Annotated in this window: 8 protein-coding genes; 4 read left to right on the forward strand and 4 right to left on the reverse strand. The window is 69.6% G+C overall.

Annotated elements, in window-relative coordinates; all coding sequences use genetic code 11:
• Nucleotides 1-120 precede the first annotated feature (120 nt).
• Nucleotides 121-1,119 carry a LacI family DNA-binding transcriptional regulator gene (locus tag ACGF4F_RS13075; RefSeq protein WP_357443561.1) on the reverse strand — a complete coding sequence of 333 codons (999 nt, stop codon included), beginning with the start codon at nucleotides 1,117-1,119 and terminating at the stop codon, nucleotides 121-123.
• Between ACGF4F_RS13075 and ACGF4F_RS13080 the strand changes: the two genes are divergently transcribed.
• Entirely contained in the window at nucleotides 1,085-4,792 is a 3,708-nt protein-coding gene (locus ACGF4F_RS13080) for a hypothetical protein (RefSeq protein WP_393077250.1), read from the forward strand. The genes ACGF4F_RS13075 and ACGF4F_RS13080 overlap by 35 nt on opposite strands.
• A gap of 276 nt (nucleotides 4,793-5,068) precedes the next feature.
• Here the strand turns inward: ACGF4F_RS13080 and ACGF4F_RS13085 are convergent, their stop codons facing one another.
• Entirely contained in the window at nucleotides 5,069-5,485 is a 417-nt protein-coding gene (locus tag ACGF4F_RS13085) for a hypothetical protein (RefSeq protein WP_393077253.1), read from the reverse strand.
• Between the two features lie 331 nt (nucleotides 5,486-5,816).
• On the opposite strand from ACGF4F_RS13085, the gene ACGF4F_RS13090 reads away from it, so the two are divergent.
• The gene (locus tag ACGF4F_RS13090) at nucleotides 5,817-6,179 is read left to right on the forward strand and encodes a hypothetical protein (RefSeq protein ID WP_393077256.1); all 363 of its coding nucleotides are present in this window, start codon (nucleotides 5,817-5,819) and stop codon (nucleotides 6,177-6,179) included.
• A 104-nt stretch (nucleotides 6,180-6,283) separates the two neighbouring features.
• Here ACGF4F_RS13090 and ACGF4F_RS13095 read toward each other — a convergent pair whose 3' ends face one another.
• Nucleotides 6,284-11,131, reverse strand: coding sequence for a glycosyl hydrolase 115 family protein (locus tag ACGF4F_RS13095; RefSeq protein ID WP_393077259.1), 4,848 nt, complete (start codon nucleotides 11,129-11,131; stop codon nucleotides 6,284-6,286).
• Nucleotides 11,132-11,337: 206 nt separating this feature from the next.
• On the opposite strand from ACGF4F_RS13095, the gene ACGF4F_RS13100 reads away from it, so the two are divergent.
• A complete protein-coding gene (locus ACGF4F_RS13100) occupies nucleotides 11,338-12,327 on the forward strand; it encodes a LacI family DNA-binding transcriptional regulator (RefSeq protein WP_357443568.1) in 990 nt (329 codons plus the stop codon).
• Between the two features lie 305 nt (nucleotides 12,328-12,632).
• The gene (locus ACGF4F_RS13105; RefSeq protein ID WP_393077262.1) at nucleotides 12,633-14,846 is read left to right on the forward strand and encodes a hypothetical protein; all 2,214 of its coding nucleotides are present in this window, start codon (nucleotides 12,633-12,635) and stop codon (nucleotides 14,844-14,846) included.
• 480 nt (nucleotides 14,847-15,326) lie between these two features.
• Here ACGF4F_RS13105 and ACGF4F_RS13110 read toward each other — a convergent pair whose 3' ends face one another.
• Nucleotides 15,327-15,677, reverse strand: a complete 351-nt coding sequence (locus tag ACGF4F_RS13110; RefSeq protein ID WP_393077265.1) for a hypothetical protein — start codon at nucleotides 15,675-15,677, stop codon at nucleotides 15,327-15,329.
• Between the last annotated feature and the right edge of the window lie 7 nt (nucleotides 15,678-15,684).

Genomic DNA, 15,684 nt, shown 5'->3' on the forward strand with positions numbered 1-15,684 from the left:
CACACGCCCCGAAGGATGTCAATACGCGGATGCCGACGGACCGCTGCGGCGCATGCCGAGGCACGGCAGTCCCGTCAGGACTGCCGTGCGGTCAGGAACGCTGCGCTGTCCGGCCGTGCGTCAGGAGGAAGGACCGAGCACGAGGGTCGGCGCCACGAGGTGCTCGCCGGGCGCCCGCTCGGGAGAAAGGACATCGGCGGCGGCGAGCCGGCCGAGCCGCTGCAGCTCCAGATCGACGGTGGTGAGCCGGCGGATCCCCTGGTCCAGGACGATGCCTTCCCAGTTGTCGACGCCGACGACGGCGATGTCCGCGGACACCCGCAGGCCGCGCGCGGCGCAGACCTCAAGCACGCCCAGGCCGATATGGTCGTTGCCGCAGAAGACGGCGTCGATCTCGACACCGGAATCGAGCAGGTCGGACATCGCCTGGGCGCCCCATCCGTGAGACCAGGATCCGTGCCGGGTCTCACCGGCCTGCTTCAGCCCGGCAGCCTCCAGTTCCGTACGCATTCCGCGCTCACGCAGGCGCACGGCGATGCTGTCCCGACTGCCCGTGATGTGGGCGATACGCGTACGACCGCGCTCCACCAGGTGCCGCGTCGCGAGGCGGCCCGCGCCCTCGTTGTCGGGCAGGTAGACGACATCCTCGCGCTGGTCCGACGCCGCGAACGCGTACGTCACGGGTACGCCGAAATGGTGCGTCACCGACGGCGACACGCGTTCGTGACCGTCCCCGACGACGAGAAGACCGTCGATGCGGCGCGCCTGGAGCGCCCGGATGCTCTTGGTCATCTGACGCGGCACGAGCAGGTCCTCGTCGAACACGAGGGACGCCTGCTGCAACTCGCCGAGCTGCAGCACCGCGCCGATGAGGACCGGACCTGCGAAGGTACTGGCCGCGCGGTAGGTCAGGACCCCGATGGTCCGGCTGCGCCCGAGCGCGAAGGAGCGCGCGAGCGCGTTCGGCTGAAAATCGAGCCGCTCCGCGACCTCACGCACGCGCGCCCGGGTCTCCGCCGAGATCCGATCGCCCCCGTTCAGGGCCTTGGACGCGGTGGAGAGCGACACTCCGGCGATCGCCGCGATGTCGCTCAACCGGACGTTGCGGTTCGACGGCATGCCGAGAGCATACCGGCGCGAAGGCATTGACAGAGTCCGACCGCCCAGCGAAAAATGCCGAACTGCGAAACCGATTTCGCACCGCAAAGCCTCCCCGTCCCCCGATCGCGATCATCCGACGCCTCATCGAGGAGCGCTCATGCCCAGGACGATCTCTCCGCTTTCCGAAAGGGCGCTCTCCCGCCGAGCGCTCACGCTGCTGGCTTCCCTCGCTGCCGCCATGGCGCTGCTGTCCGCCCCACAGCCCGCCGCCGCCGACACCGGGCCCGTCGTGATCGGCGACTTCGAACACGGCACCGATCCGTGGTTCCCGGTGACGACGAGCGGCGCCACAGCGACGCTCACGACCACCACCGACGCCCCCGCGGGTGGCACCGCGTCCGCCCGTGTCCAGGCGAACGCGCCGAGCGGAACGGTCGAGATGGCGCGCGGCGTCCCCTCGCTCGACCTGCGAAGACTCGACCTCTCGGTACGCAGCGCCCAGCTGACCGGCCTGGTCCTGCGCCTTGTCGACAGCACCGGGCAGGCGCACCAGCAGACCCTTGCGCTCTCGCCCGGCACGCAGTGGCAGAAGCTGTCGGTCACCACCTTCGCCGGCGGAGCTCAGTACGTTCACTGGGGCGGCGCCAATGACGGCGTGTGGCACGGGCCGCTGACGCAGATCTCGCTGCTGATCGACGCGTTCCGCATCTCTCCTGGCCCCGCCGTGACGCTCGACGTCGACGACGTCATCGCCCAGGGACCGCCGCCCCCGCTCGCCATCAGGCCAACCACGCTCGGCAACGCCTTCACGACCGGCGACACCGTCTCGTTCGGCGTCGACACGGCCGCCACGTCGCTCAACTGGTCGGCGCGGGACGCGTACGGGGCCGTCGTCGCCGCCGGCTCCGGCACCCCGGCACAGCTCGGGAACACCATCTCCCTCGGCACCCTGGGGACCGGCTGGTACACGGTTGACATCGCCGCCGTCCAGCCCGACGGCACCACCGTCAACGGCGGCACGGACGTCTCGGTGCTGCCCGCGACCACGCTCCGGGAACGGCGCGTTGGTGCCGCGACGCACTACGGTGGGAGGTGGCCGACGGCCTCCGCACCCTTGCTCGGAAAGGCTGGTCTCGGCTTCGCTCGTGACGAGGCGTACTGGTCGGAGGTCGAACGGGTCAAAGGCACCTACGCCTTCCCCTCGCGCGTGGAGAACGCCGATGCGGCGCTACGCGCGACCGGCGTGGACTTCCTGCAGGTGCTCGACTACGGCAACACGCTCTACCACCAGGGCGAGGCGCCCGCGACCGATGAGGGACGAGCCGGTTTCGCCGGATACGCCCAGGCCTCCGTCGATCACTTCGGCACCGCACGCGCGGCGTACGAGGTGTGGAACGAGTGGAACATCCGCGACGTGACCGGGCCCGCGGGGGCGACGCCGCAGAACTACGTCGCGCTGCTCGCCGCGACCGCCACGAAGGTGAAGGCGACGCATCCGGACGCGACACTGGCCGGGCCTGCCCTCGCGCCGATGAACGACTGGCAGGGCTGGCTCGACGGCTTCATCGCCGCCGGCGGCCTCGACCACATCGACGCGTTCTCGACCCACCCGTACAACTTCACCGCCGAGCCGGAGGCGTTCCGGACCCACGTGGCGATCCTGCGGCAGAAGCTCGCCGCGGCGGGGCACCCCGACATGCCGATCTGGTTCACCGAGCACGGCTGGTACACGACGCAGAACCCACCCGGCGTAGCGCCCGGCGTACAGGCACGCAACCTCGCGCGCGCCCAACTCCTGGGCCTCGGCGACGGGATCGGGCGCTACACCGTCTACGACTTCAAGGACGACGGCACGAACCCGGCCGATGCCGAACACAACTTCGGGATGATCCGCAACGAGGTTGACGCTCGTGGTGCGTACGTCCCCAAGCCCGCGTTCACCGCCGAGGGCGTGCTCACTCGCCAGACGGCGGAGCGCCCCGTACGCGCGGTTCTGTCACTCGGCACCGGCCGCTACGGAGTCGAGTTCGGCCCGCGTACGGGCGAATCCGCTGACACGCGGATGCAGGCACTGTGGGCACTGACGCCGCAGACCTGGAGCGTCCAGGCGACCGGCTCGGTAACGGTCACCAACCTCTACGGCGGCACCACTGTCCTTGAGCCGGACGCCGGCGGACGGGTGCACGTCTCCGTGGGTGCGGAGCCGATCTATCTGCAAGGCGCACTGGGCCAGGTGGCGACCACCTCGCCGTTCTCGCTGGCCGTCACGGGTGCCATCGGTGGAAGCGCGCCGGATGCCACCTGGCACATCGCCAACCCGGGGACCGCGGCCCGCATCCTCTCGCTCGTCTCCGACGGCCTGACCACGCAGGCGACCGTGCCCGCCGGGGCGACGCAGGACGTCGCGGCGGCGCTCGCGCCCGCTCAGGTGGGACAGCGCACCTGGACCGCGGTCGTACGGGAGGGAGGTCACGCGATCGGCGTCCTCACCGCCGACGCGCAGGTCGTTCCCGCATTGCAGCTGACGGGTGAGCACTCGCTGAGCGCTGCCGGCACGGACGTGCTGCGGCTCAAGGTTCTCAATCGCAGCACGCATGCGGTACGCCTCGACGGTGTCACCTGGACTGTCGGCGGTTCGAGGGGAACAGCGCTGGCCGATGCGCAGGTGGCGGGCGGAGCCACGGCCGTACAGGATGTTCCGCTCACCGCCTTCGGTGCGTGGTCGGCGACCGTCTCCGGACCGGCGACCGATACCGCGAGCGGCGTCGTCGTGGCGGCGAGTTCGGTGGCGGTGGACGTCCCGTACCAGCCGGTGAAGATCGACGGCGTGGTGGACCGCGCCGTGGAGAAGCTCCCGGCCCAGACGCTGGGCAAGGACGAACAGGTGATCACCGGATGGAAGGGCCCGCACGACCTCAGCGGAAGCCTGTGGATCACACACGACGACAGCCGGCTCTACCTCACCGCCCAGATCGTCGACGACGTCCAGGCACAGCCCGCGAGGGATGCGGCCATCTGGCAGGGCGACAGTCTCCAACTCGGGTCGTCCCCCGGCTGGCCGGGCGAAAGTGGCCGCCCCGTCGGCGAGGTCGGCACCGCCCTGACCGACGCGGGACCGGTCGACCTCACCCGATGGCTACCCGTCAGTGGCGGGACGGACGGCATCGCGACCATGGTGAAGCGGGACGAGAAGACGAAGACGACGACCTACGAGCTGGCAGCGACGTGGGCGGCGCTCGGGGTCGACCCGGCCAGTCGCATCATGGCCGCCACCATCGCGATCAACGACAACGACGGGTCGGGTCGCCGCGGCTGGAGCACCTGGGGCAAGGGTGTCGCCGAAGCGAAGGATCCGAGCCTGTTCCACGCCCTGCGGCTCATGCCTCCCGGCGGTGACGAGGTGGACCTGTCGACACAGGCGCGTACGGTGTGCCTTCCGTCCGGTGGCGCCGTCGCGGTCGACGTGACGAACCGGGAGCTGCTGGCAGCCGGTGTTCGCATCACCACTCCATGGGGTCGCAAGGAGTTCCGCGATGTGCCACCCGGTACGCGGGTCTCCGAAACCTTTCCCACCGGGTCGGTATCGCTTCCCGCCGGGAAGGTGACCGTGGATGCTTCGGTCGCCGCCGCGAGCGGCCAGCCGTCCTACCAGCGGCGGCAGGTGCCCTACCCGCCGATCGACTGCCCCTGACCGAGCCCACCCGGACGACGGCGGAGAGGCCTCCCCTCTCCGCCGTCAACCTTCGGCACAGCTGTCACAAGCCAGCCGGCTGGCCGCGGCACGGCTCGCCCCGGGCCTGCTACATCGCGGTGGCCGGCGAGGGAGGACGGTCCGAGAGCAGGCCGCGTGCCGCGCGCACCTGGCTGACCGAGCAGTTCAGCGCCCCGGCGATCCGCTCCTCGAGTCCCGGGGCCTTGGTTGGCCGCCTCGGACGTCACCCAGTTAATTGGTCACTCAGCCCCGATGTCAGATACCGGTGGGCGGCGCTAACCTGCGCGGCGACACCGGCCACGACACGTCCGCGTCATAAGCCGAGGGCAGGACCGCCGCCGATCTGGTCCGCTGGTACTCCGACGGACTCGTCGCCTTGGTCGACACCTTATGCACGACGGCGGACGACGCCCCGGCGATGGTGTTCCCCAGGGACGCTCCGCCCGCCGGTTCTGGGCGCGGCGCCAGGCCCATGAGACGACCATCCACAGTGTTGACGCGATCTCGGCCGTCCATGGGCGGTGGCCGAGAGCGGTGGACGTGGACATCGATCCGACGCTGGCTGCCGGCGGAATCAATCAACTTCTGTCCGGCTTCATCACGCGAGGGAAGGGTCGGCTGCAGTCGGCCGAGCCGTACAGAGTGTTGGTCAGGACCGACGACACCGGTCATGCGTGGACGGTACGGATCAGTGACGGGCCGATCGTGACCACTCCCGGCGAGGACGGCGGCCGGACGTCGTGTTCTCCGGCACCGCGATGCAGGTGTATCTGAGCCTCTGGAATCGGACCGACGAGATCGCCACGCAGGGCCGATCCAACGTCGTCGACCAATGGCGGTCACAGATCCAGATCCGCTGGAACTGACGGGCCGGCGAGCACGGACGGACCGACACCACAGTGTGAAGGTTTCCGCCGGATTTGCCGCTCGGTCTTGAAGCTTGTTTTCGGAAACAGATACCCTCCGATGAAAGATCCACCGTCCACCTGGGAGGTATGGGACCATGCGCAAGCTGATGTCAGCGCTCGGCGCGGGGGCACTGCTGACGGCCGGGCTGTTCGTCGGCGCCGCTCCGGCACAGGCGACGACCTGCACCCTGGTGCAGTCCGAGATCTACAACGGGGCCAACATCATCTCCTGGGCGCAGGGCTTGGAGGGCTGCTCCGGCGACGTCTACTGGGAGATCCAGTCGGGCGACAGCGGCACCTGGCAGGTCGCGCAGAGCGGCACGACTCACTACGACAATGCGGTCACGAGCTACTACGGCGACGTCGATCTGCCGTGCTACCTGCGGGTCTACGCGAAGTTCGGCAGCCAGGAGAAGCTGACGCAGCCGGCGCGCAACAACAACTGCGGCGTGGGCTGAGGCGGGACGTCCGCACATGACGAGACGGCCGGACCTGGAAGGTCCGGCCGTCTCAGTTGGTAGCGGGGTCAGGATCGAATGACGCTCTGCCGGATGTCAGAGCGTCATGAAGCGCTCGTTCTCCGGCCGCTGGGGGCCTGGAAGCCGGTGAGGCTGGGTGTGTCGTTCGTGGTCAGGGCGATCTGGTTGAGCACCAGCCCGGCTTCACGAGGTGCCAGCGTGATCGTGTGCTCGCCCGGCTTGAGTGCCAATGCGGCCGCAGCGACGCTCGTGCTGCCGTACCAGGTCTCGAACCCGGTTTCCGGCCCGGACTTGTTCGACTGGTATCGCCATTGCCCGTCGACGACCAGGTGGTAGGAGTCGGCGTCGGCGTTGGGGTGGCTCGAGTTGACGAACAGGTAGTAGGTGCCGCCGGTCTGGATGTCGACGGTGAAGTCGAGCCGCGGGGGTGCTCCTGCCGCGGAACTTCCGTTGACCTTCTGCGTCGGGCCGGCCTTGAACAGCGCCTCGGCCTGGGCCGCGGAGGTGGCCAGCCACTGCGCCTTCGCGCTGGCATCGGCAGGGGGGACGACCTGCAGGCCGTTCCGAGCCAACGCCCACCCGTGCGTCCCGTTGTTGCTGTCGGTCGCACGAGCGGAAGCGCTCTTCTCCAGCGCGTCCGCCGGATCGATGACGACCAGGCCGTCGTGCTCCAGGTAGGCACCGGCCGGCGCATCTTCGCCTCTGCTCACCGTGACAGGCACCACCCAGGTCTCGCCACGGCCGTCGGTGATGGAGACCTTGGCCGTTCCAGCCCTGTGCCCGGTGATCCTGGCCTCGCTGTCCTGTACGGCGACCGTGACGGCGGTCTCGTTGTCCGATGTCGCGGCCACCGCGGCCGCCACGCCCTGGACCGTGCTCGTCCGGCCCACCGATGCCTGGATCACCGGCAGCCGGTGGCCCCGGCCGCTGGGTGTGAGGAACCCGGAGAAGCCCGGCGTGCTGTTCGTGGTCAGGGCGATCTGGTTGAGCACGATCCCGGCCTCGCGAGGCGCGAGCGTGATCGTGTGTTCGCCGGGCTTGAGCGCCAGCGCGGCACCCGTGGCGCTCGTGCTGCCGTACCAGGTCTCGAACCCGGTCTCCGGTGCGCTCTTGCCCGACTGGTACCGCCACTGCCCGTCGACGACCAGGTGGTAGGAGTCGGCGTCGGCGTTGGGGTGGCTCGAGTTGACGAACAGGTAGTAGGTGCCGCCGGTCTGGATGTCGACGGTGAAGTCGAGCCGCGGGGGTGCTCCTGCCGCGGAACTTCCGTTGACCTTCTGCGTCGGGCCGGCCTTGAACAGCGCCTCGGCCTGGGCCGCGGAGGTGGCCAGCCACTGCGCCTTCGCGCTGGCATCGGCAGGGGGGACGACCTGCAGGCCGTTCCGAGCCAACGCCCACCCGTGCGTCCCGTTGTTGCTGTCGGTCGCACGAGCGGAAGCGCTCTTCTCCAGCGCGTCCGCCGGATCAAGGACGACCAGGCCGTCCTGCTCCAGGTACGGGCCGACCGGCGCACCGTCCGCCCGCCGCACCGTGACGGCCAGCACCCAGGCCTCACCGCCACCGGCGGTGATGGAGACCTCGGTTCGCCCGGCCCTGCGTCCGGTGATGCTCACCGCGCCGTCCTTGATCGCGACCGACACCGCGGTCTCGTTGTCCGACTCCGCGGCCACCACGCCCGCCACACCCTCGACCCTGCTCGTCCGGCCCACCGACGTCTCGATCGCAGGCAGCCGGCGAAGCTGCGGCATCACGCCGGGAAGTGCCGCCACGGCCGCTGTCTGGGGTGCGGCGATGTTGTTCGGGCTCTCGGGCGGGCCGACCAGGCCGTCACCGACCGCGCCGTCGCGAGTCTCGATGATGATCCGGTCGAAGAGGATCGCGGTGTCCGAGCGGTAGACCATGAGGTCGTGCCAGCCCGGCGTGGTCACCTCGACGGTGAAGGTCAGGGGTTCGATCCCGTGCATGATGTTGAATCCCCAGGGGCTGGTGCTCGTACCGGCGACGGAGTTGCCGCGCAGCAGGCTGGGGACCTGGTCGTCGAGCCCGACGGCCGTGCGCGCGGTGCGCGGCGTGCCGTTGTCCTCGGTGCCTTCGTTCAGCGTCGGAATTCGGTAGAAGGTCCCGGTGAACCTCCCGGTGGAGGTGAAGTGGACCCGGTATCTCAGGCGGGCGGTCGTCTCGAAGGCGGAGTCGACCCGGGGCGCGATCTCCGGGAAGCTGCCCATCGATGCCCCGCGCTGGCCCACGCCTTCAAGGGGTGCCCACCGGCTCCCGTCGGCACCGGGCACGTTCTCGGAGAAGTGCTCGGCCTCGAGGGCCACGTATCCGTTGGCCTCCAGGTGCGCCGGCTCGGCGATCCGGCGCAGGTCCACGGCGGCCCGCTTCGCGTCGACCGTGAACGTCGCGACCGGGTCGCCGGCCTTGGCGCCGTCGACGGCGTTGAAGACCCGGATCGTTCCCGTCGTGGCCGGGTGGTCCTTGGCGACCGTCACCGTGACTCGGTGCTCTGTCGCGGTCGTGCCCGAGCGCTGAGAAAGGGTGATCCACGCAGCGCCCGCCTCGGCGATCCACTCCTGCGGCGTGGCGACGTCGTCCCGGGAGAACACGTCGAAGAACCGCTTGTCGTCGGGTGCCGCCGAGTTGAACGTCAGCGTGCCGTGCCCGGGCTCCTTGCTCCCCTCGGCGGCGGCGCCCACCGCATCGGTCGGTGCGGCCACCCGGGCATACCGGTCGTTGGTGAGCATGACGGCGCCCTCGTTCGGGAAACCTTCGGGATGGCTGTGGCCGATGGCGTGGTCCCACTTGCCGTCGCTGATCGTGTTCCAGTAGTCCTCGTCGGCGAGGATGCGCTCACGGGCCTGCTTCGAGAGCAGCTCGTAGCTGCCCGCGCTGGCGTAGCGGCCTTGGGCGGCAGCGAGCTGGTTCTTCCAGTAGAAGCCGATCTGCTCCGCCATGTTGCGGTAGGACCGGACCCGGTGGAGCACCTGCTGATAGAACGCGGAGCGATAGCGCGGGTCGAGCTTCGCGGACACGCCCTCAAGAATCCTCACCAGCTCGTTGGACTCGTTGATGTAGCGCTGGAGTTCATCCCCGTCAGAGGTGGCGCTGAACGGGAAGACCTGACCGGCGTGGATCCTTCCTGAGTTCGCGTTGGAGGAGTTGATCTCCCCCCAGAACTCGGCGCGCTTGGTGTTCTCGAGCGCGTCGAACCTTTTCAGTGCGTCGGCGACCACGGCGGCGTTGTTGCCCCTCAGCCGGAAGTCTCGCTGCACGTGCTCGGTGAGGAACCTGCTCCCGATGTTCGTGTCGTCATAGCCCTCGACGTCCCACGCGAGCTTGGCGAACAGGTCGAGCTTGATCTCGCCGGGCTTGATGTCCCCGACGTTGAGGATCCAGTAACGCCCCGCACCGGAGTTCCACGCCCGACGCAGCTGCTGCACCATCAGGGACATCGGCGTCGAGTTCAGCCACAGGTAGCTCTTCGGCTCGCCCCAGTAGGAGATGTGGTAGTAGACGCCGTTCCCGCCGGACCGGGCGGCTTCGGTCCGCGTGGGCACCTGGCGCAGATAGCCCTGGTTGTCCTCGGCCCACATCAGGGTCACGTCGGCGGGGATGTGGTCTTTCAGCCCGGCGTTGTAGAGGTCGTTCATCTCCTTGTACGGGATGAACACCTGCGGCACAGCGTCGGCGCTGCCGTAGACCGCTGCGATCAGCTCGCGCTGCTCGCGAATGACGTCGGCCTCCATCTCGACCTTGTCCTTGAACCCGTACTGGTTACCGGGTGTGAACACCGGATCGCTGTCGTGCACGCCGCGGATACCCAGGGCAAGAATGTTCTCGAAGTCGGCGTTGGCGACCACCCGCTGGCGCCAGTACTCCAGGATCGCGGGCTTGTTGATCGAGTAGTCGAAGGCCGCCACGGCGTCCGCGCCCTTGATGTGGAGCGCGTCCTTGTTGCGGTCGTACCACTGTCGCCACTCGCCCTCGTTGTTGCGCAGCATCAGCTCGGCGTGAGACGAGGACGCGACCACGCCGAACGCTGCCGCCTCGCGAGCGTTGATCGGTGTCCCCGTGTCGTACGTCCCGGTGTCGGTGACCGCGTTGAACGCCCTTGAGGCCAGGTGCATCGCCGGCCACAGCGTATTCAGCCTCAGCCGCAGCATCAGCTCGAAGACGTGCCGGTAGAAGTTGACATCAGGCGTGCCGTTGCCGGTGGGGAACTTCCTCTTCGCCCACGCGATGGTGCGTTCCTCATCGTTAATGAAGAATCCGCGGTACTTGACGTCCGGCCCGTCGTCGACCCGGGTCTTGCCTTTAACGTCGATGTCGTCGCGCTGCTTGACCGGCACGTCGCTGTACCAGTACCACGGTGAGACGCCGATCTCCTCAGAGATCGAGTAGATCCCGTAGATCGTCCCGCGGGCATCGCTGCCGGCGATCACCAGTGCGTTGTCGACCCCGGGCATCGGGTTCTTGATGGTCTTGGTCGCGTACGCCTCCCACTTGCCCTTGATCCCGGCGGCCTCGTCGAACCTGCCGGCTGCGACGATCTCGTCGATCAGCCGGCTCTGGCCGATCTGGCCGACGATGATCGCGTTCTGCTGGCCCGCGGCGTGGGTCAGCAGGGCCGGCAGCTTGCTCTGGTCGGCCTTCGCCAACCGCGCTTCCTTGGCCGACTCGTCGTCGACAAACAGGCTCTGCACCTCACCGGGATCGATCGCCCCGGTCACCATGGCGACGTCCTGCCGCAGGTCCTGAACGGCGCGGCGCACCTGCGTGTAGTCCCGATCGGCGTGATCGCCGCCGTAGGACGGGTCGATCAGGATCGGCGAGGTCGTGTGACCGTTGAAGATGGTGAAGTCACCCGACGACGCGTGCGCCGGCGTCACCTCCACCGACGTCAGGGACGCGGCCAGCACAACGCCGGTCACGACAGCCGCGGACCATCGCCTGGCCCGACCCGCGAAACTGCGCTTGTCGGGTTGCACACCTCGACCTCTTAGCCCGGGCTGCGACATCCCTCGCTCCTCTCGTCCGCCACGGTCACCGTGCGGCCGGCACGGTCGCAACCTAGGAACCAGGCGACAACTTCTGCAAGGTATTGCCAGAATTGCCATTGTCGTGACTAGATGCGTTCGTGGAGCCCACCATCTTCGATGTCGCGCAAGCTGCCGGCGTGGCCGCATCGACGGTCTCCCGGGCGTTCAACAAGCCCGGCCGGGTCAACGAAGCGACGCGACAGCGGATAGTCGCTGCCGCCGCACAGCTGGGCTACCAGCACAGACCGCAGAACCGCGCCCTTCCGGGTCCACGCCACCGCACCATCGCCATGGTGCTGTCCGACATCACCAATCCCCACTTCTTCGAGCTGATCCGCGGCGCGGAGCAGCGCGCGAAGGCGTCCGACGTCACTCTCGTGATCGTCAACGCCGAGGAATCCCGGCGCATCGAGGAGAACCAGATTCGCGACCTGGCCGCTGGCGTGGACGGGTTCCTGCTGGCCTCCAGCCGACTCCGCGACGAGGTCCTGCGCGACCTCGCCAAACTGCACCGGATCGTCCTGTTCAATCGAGAGCTGCCCGGGTTGACCAGCGTCACGTTCGACACCGCCGCGGGCTGTCAGCAGATCCTGGAACACCTGGCCTCGCTCGGGCACCAGAGCCTCACCTACTGCGCCGGGCCACCCAGCTCCTGGATGGGTGCGGCGCGCTGGGCGGCACTGAGCGCCGGGGCCGAAGCGCACGGTCTGACGGCACACCGGATCGGTCCGTACACCCCCAACGTCGCCAACGGCGGGGCCGCCGCCGACGGAGCACTACGCACCGATGTGACGGCGGTCGTAGCTCACAACGACCTCCTGGCGATCGGCATCATCCGACGCCTCGCCCAGCGCGGTGTTCGAGTCCCGGCCGACATCAGCGTGATCGGATTCGACGACATCTTCGCCGCCGACTTCGTCCATCCCTCGTTGACCACCCTGGCTGGACCCGGGTCGCACGCCGGTCGGCTCGCGGTAGAGCTCGTGATCGAGCAGTTCGCCGCACGACAGGGCGAGGGCGAGGCGATCCGTCTGCCTACCGAGCTGGTGCTTCGCGAGTCGTCCGGCCCAGCGGAACGCCGCGCCTGAGCGGCGCGGCCGCAGCGAACGCGACGAGCGCCTGCAGACCACCAACACCACCGGAAAACCTCGACGCCTTCTTCGACGTGGCTGTACCAGAAGGGCGAGCCGGCCTCCTGGTAACCGTGCCCGCGGGCCCCGCGAGCATGCTCGCGAAGCCCGCTGCGTGGCCGGGGGCGGGTGGCCGGATCCGGCCGAGTTCGCCGGCAAGGGTTGTAGTCGCCGCCGGTGCCTTTGTAGCGTGACCCGGGTCCTTGAATCGATTCACGTTCGCCCGAACCACGAGGCATCGTCCCGCCCGAGGAGAGGCGCAAATGACCGAAGAACCCAGAATCAGCCGACGCACTGTCCTGCGGGGAGCCGGCGCGCTCGCCGCCGCTCCGTTGATGGCCCAGGTCCTCGCCGCAGAGGCCGCAGCGGCGCAGGCGCCCCCGCAGCCCGGACCGCGCATCGACCGGCGGGCGGTGGTCTCCCGCCACCCGATCGTCCGGTACACCAGCGACCGGGAACTGCCCGTCCAGGTGGGCAACGGCCGGTTCGCCTTCGGCGCCGACGTCACCGGCCTGCAGACGTTCGTCCCGTTCTCCACCCTGTCCGACTGGGGCTGGCACAGCGACGCCCTGCCGCCGGGGAAGACCGTCGCCGACTACAAGGGCACGGTCTGGGACACCTACGGCCGGCCGGTCTACTACTGGACCGGCGACAAGAACGAGCCGGAGCTGCACAACTGGCTGCGCGGCAACCCGCACCGGATCAACCTCGGCCGGATCGGCCTGCACCTGCTGAGGGCCGACGGCACCGAGGCCACCGAGGCCGACCTCACCGACACGGTGCAGCGGCTGGACACCTGGACCGGGCTGCTGCACAGCAGCTTCCGGCTGGACGGGCATCCGGTCACCGTGGAGACCTCCTGCCACCCCGGCATCGACGCGGTCGGCGTCCGGATCACCTCGCCCCTGGTGGCGCTCGGCCGGCTCACGGTATTCCTCGACTTTCCCTACGCGACCGCCGCCGGGCAGGACAAGTTCTCCGCCCCGTACGTCGGCTTCTGGGACCGGCCGCAGGCACACACCACCACCCTGTCCTCCCGCGGCGCCGCCGGCGCGGTGATCATGCACGTCCTGGACGAGACCGAGTACCAGGTCGCACTCGCCTTCACCGCCGGCGCGACGGTGACCCGGGAGGACCCGGCGCGGCACCGCTACCGGATCACCGGCGGGCGCTCCGAGCGGCTCGACCTCACCTGCCACTTCGCACCGGAGGTGGACCGGGCGGCCCCACCAGCCGCCGAGGTGTCGGCGCAGAGCGCGTCCTGGTGGCCCCGCTTCTGGCACACGGGAGGGGCGGTCGACCTGTCCGGCAGCAGCGATCCCCGGTGGCGGGAACTGGAGCGGCGGATCGTGCTCAGCCAGTACCACCTGGCCGTCAACGAGGCGGGCAATGAGCCGCCGCAGGAGTCGGGCCTGGTGAACAACGGCTGGTACGGCAAGTTCCACATGGAAATGTACTGGTGGCACGCCGCGCACTACGCGCTCTGGGACCGGTGGCCGCTGCTGGACCGCAGCACCGACATCTACTCCCGGTTCCTGCCGCGCGCCCGGCAGCTCGCCGCCGAGCAGGGTTTCCGGGGCGCCCGGTGGCCGAAGATGACCACCGCGGTCGGTGACGCGACCGGACGCGAGTCGCCGAACGTGCCGACCGCCCTGCTGCTCTGGCAGCAGCCGCACCCAATCTTCTTGGCCGAACTCGACTACCAGGCCCACCCGACCCGCCGGACGCTGCTCAAGTGGCAGACGGTGATCTTCGAGAGCGCCGAGTTCATGGCGTCGTTCGCCCACGATGACGGCACCGGCCGTTATGTTCTAGGGCCGCCGCTGATGTGCGCCAACGAGCGCAACCCCGCCGGGGCCACCACGAACCCGACCTTCGAGTTGTCGTACTGGCGGTTCGGGCTGCGGATCGCCCAGCAGTGGCGCGAACGCCTCGGTTTGGGCCGCGACGCGCGGTGGGACGACGTGCTCACCCGGCTGGCGCCGCTGCCCGTGCAGGACGGCCGGTACGTGCTCTACGAGGGTGTGCCGGACATGTGGACCCGGTTCAACACCAACCACCCCGACCCGGTCGCCCCGTACGGCATGCTGCCCGGCGACGGCGTGGACGTCGAGACCATGCGGGCGACCACCGCCAAGGTGTACGAGACGTGGCCGGTGACCGACCTGTACAGCTGGGACTTCCCGCTGCTGGCGATGAACGCCGCCCGCCTGGGGGACCCTGTACGGGCGGTGGACTTCCTGCTGCACGAGCGACTCGGCTTCACCGACACTGGGCTGCCGGCCAGTGGCAAGAAGGGGGTCCCTTCGCCATACTTCCCGGCCGCGGGCGGGCTGCTCTACGCCGTTGCGATGATGTGCGCGGGCTGGGGTGACTCCCCAGACGTGCCGGGCGGTGCGGCCGGCGCCGACGGCACCGCACCCGGGTTCCCGGAGGGCTGGGTGGTTCGGTGGGAGGGGCTTGCCCCGGCGTTGTGACGGACGAACGGGGGCGGGTGGCCGGCTTCGCCGGTCACCCGTCCCCAAGTTCACTCCTCGATCGCCCCGCCCCACTGCCCGCAGGTGTTCCGCAAGGTCGGCGCTGAATTCTCGGCGCGGGCGGCCAGATGTGCCCCGAGGCCAATCTGAGCGCGCAGCTCCCCGGCTCACTCCGGTCGGCTTGCCGTCGCTCCGCGTCCCTGATCGACTCCGCGAGGTCGAACACCTCCCCCACCCGGTCCACCCGGCACAACAGCGCGCCGTCCTCGTCGACCAGCGCAACGTCGCCGGCATCGACCGTCCACAGCCCACCCGAGCCGAGGTCAGCGCGTCCGGGGGCCGGGGTCGAGGCGCAGTGGGCCGGTCGGGATGGCGCCGAGGCTGAACACCAGCAGCCGGACCGCCCGGATGTCGACGGTGTCCCGGTGCAGGCCCCGACCACCAGGCCGGCCAGGCCGACGGCCTGCGCCTCCAGGCCCATCAGGTCGCCGACGCAGGCCTCGCCCGTACGCCGGCTGATGTCCACCACCAGCACGTCGCCCACGCGGCCCGGTTGACGGCCTCGAGAAAGTGGTCGACGCTGCCGACGTGGCGGGTCGGCAGCACCCACCCCGCGACGGCCCGTCCGCCGGTTACCACCGGCCGCGTCCCGGGCGGCCCGCACTGCACCGGGACGCCGGCTTGCAGGCAGCCGTCGGCGACGTGGGCGGTGGTCAGGTCGCCGAACCGCCGACGCAGCATCTGCGGGATCGACCGTCGAGGACGAGGCGTCGCCTGGCCGCACGAATAGGGGCGCGAGACCGTCTCCCGGGTGGCCGTCGGTGCGGCCACCCGGCGA

It is taken from the genome of Micromonospora sp. NPDC047740, from assembly GCF_043204735.1.
Taxonomy (GTDB): domain Bacteria; phylum Actinomycetota; class Actinomycetes; order Mycobacteriales; family Micromonosporaceae; genus Micromonospora.

What these genes read in the sequence shown, in the direction of transcription:
- ACGF4F_RS13080 (WP_393077250.1), top strand. Translation starts at nt 1,085, where the DNA reads ATGTCGCTCAACCGGACGTTGCGGTTCGACGGCATGCCGAGAGCATAC.
- ACGF4F_RS13075 (WP_357443561.1), bottom strand. Translation starts at nt 1,119, where the DNA reads ATGCCGTCGAACCGCAACGTCCGGTTGAGCGACATCGCGGCGATCGCC.
- ACGF4F_RS13085 (WP_393077253.1), bottom strand. Translation starts at nt 5,485, where the DNA reads ATGACCGGTGTCGTCGGTCCTGACCAACACTCTGTACGGCTCGGCCGA.
- ACGF4F_RS13090 (WP_393077256.1), top strand. Translation starts at nt 5,817, where the DNA reads ATGCGCAAGCTGATGTCAGCGCTCGGCGCGGGGGCACTGCTGACGGCC.
- ACGF4F_RS13105 (WP_393077262.1), top strand. Translation starts at nt 12,633, where the DNA reads ATGACCGAAGAACCCAGAATCAGCCGACGCACTGTCCTGCGGGGAGCC.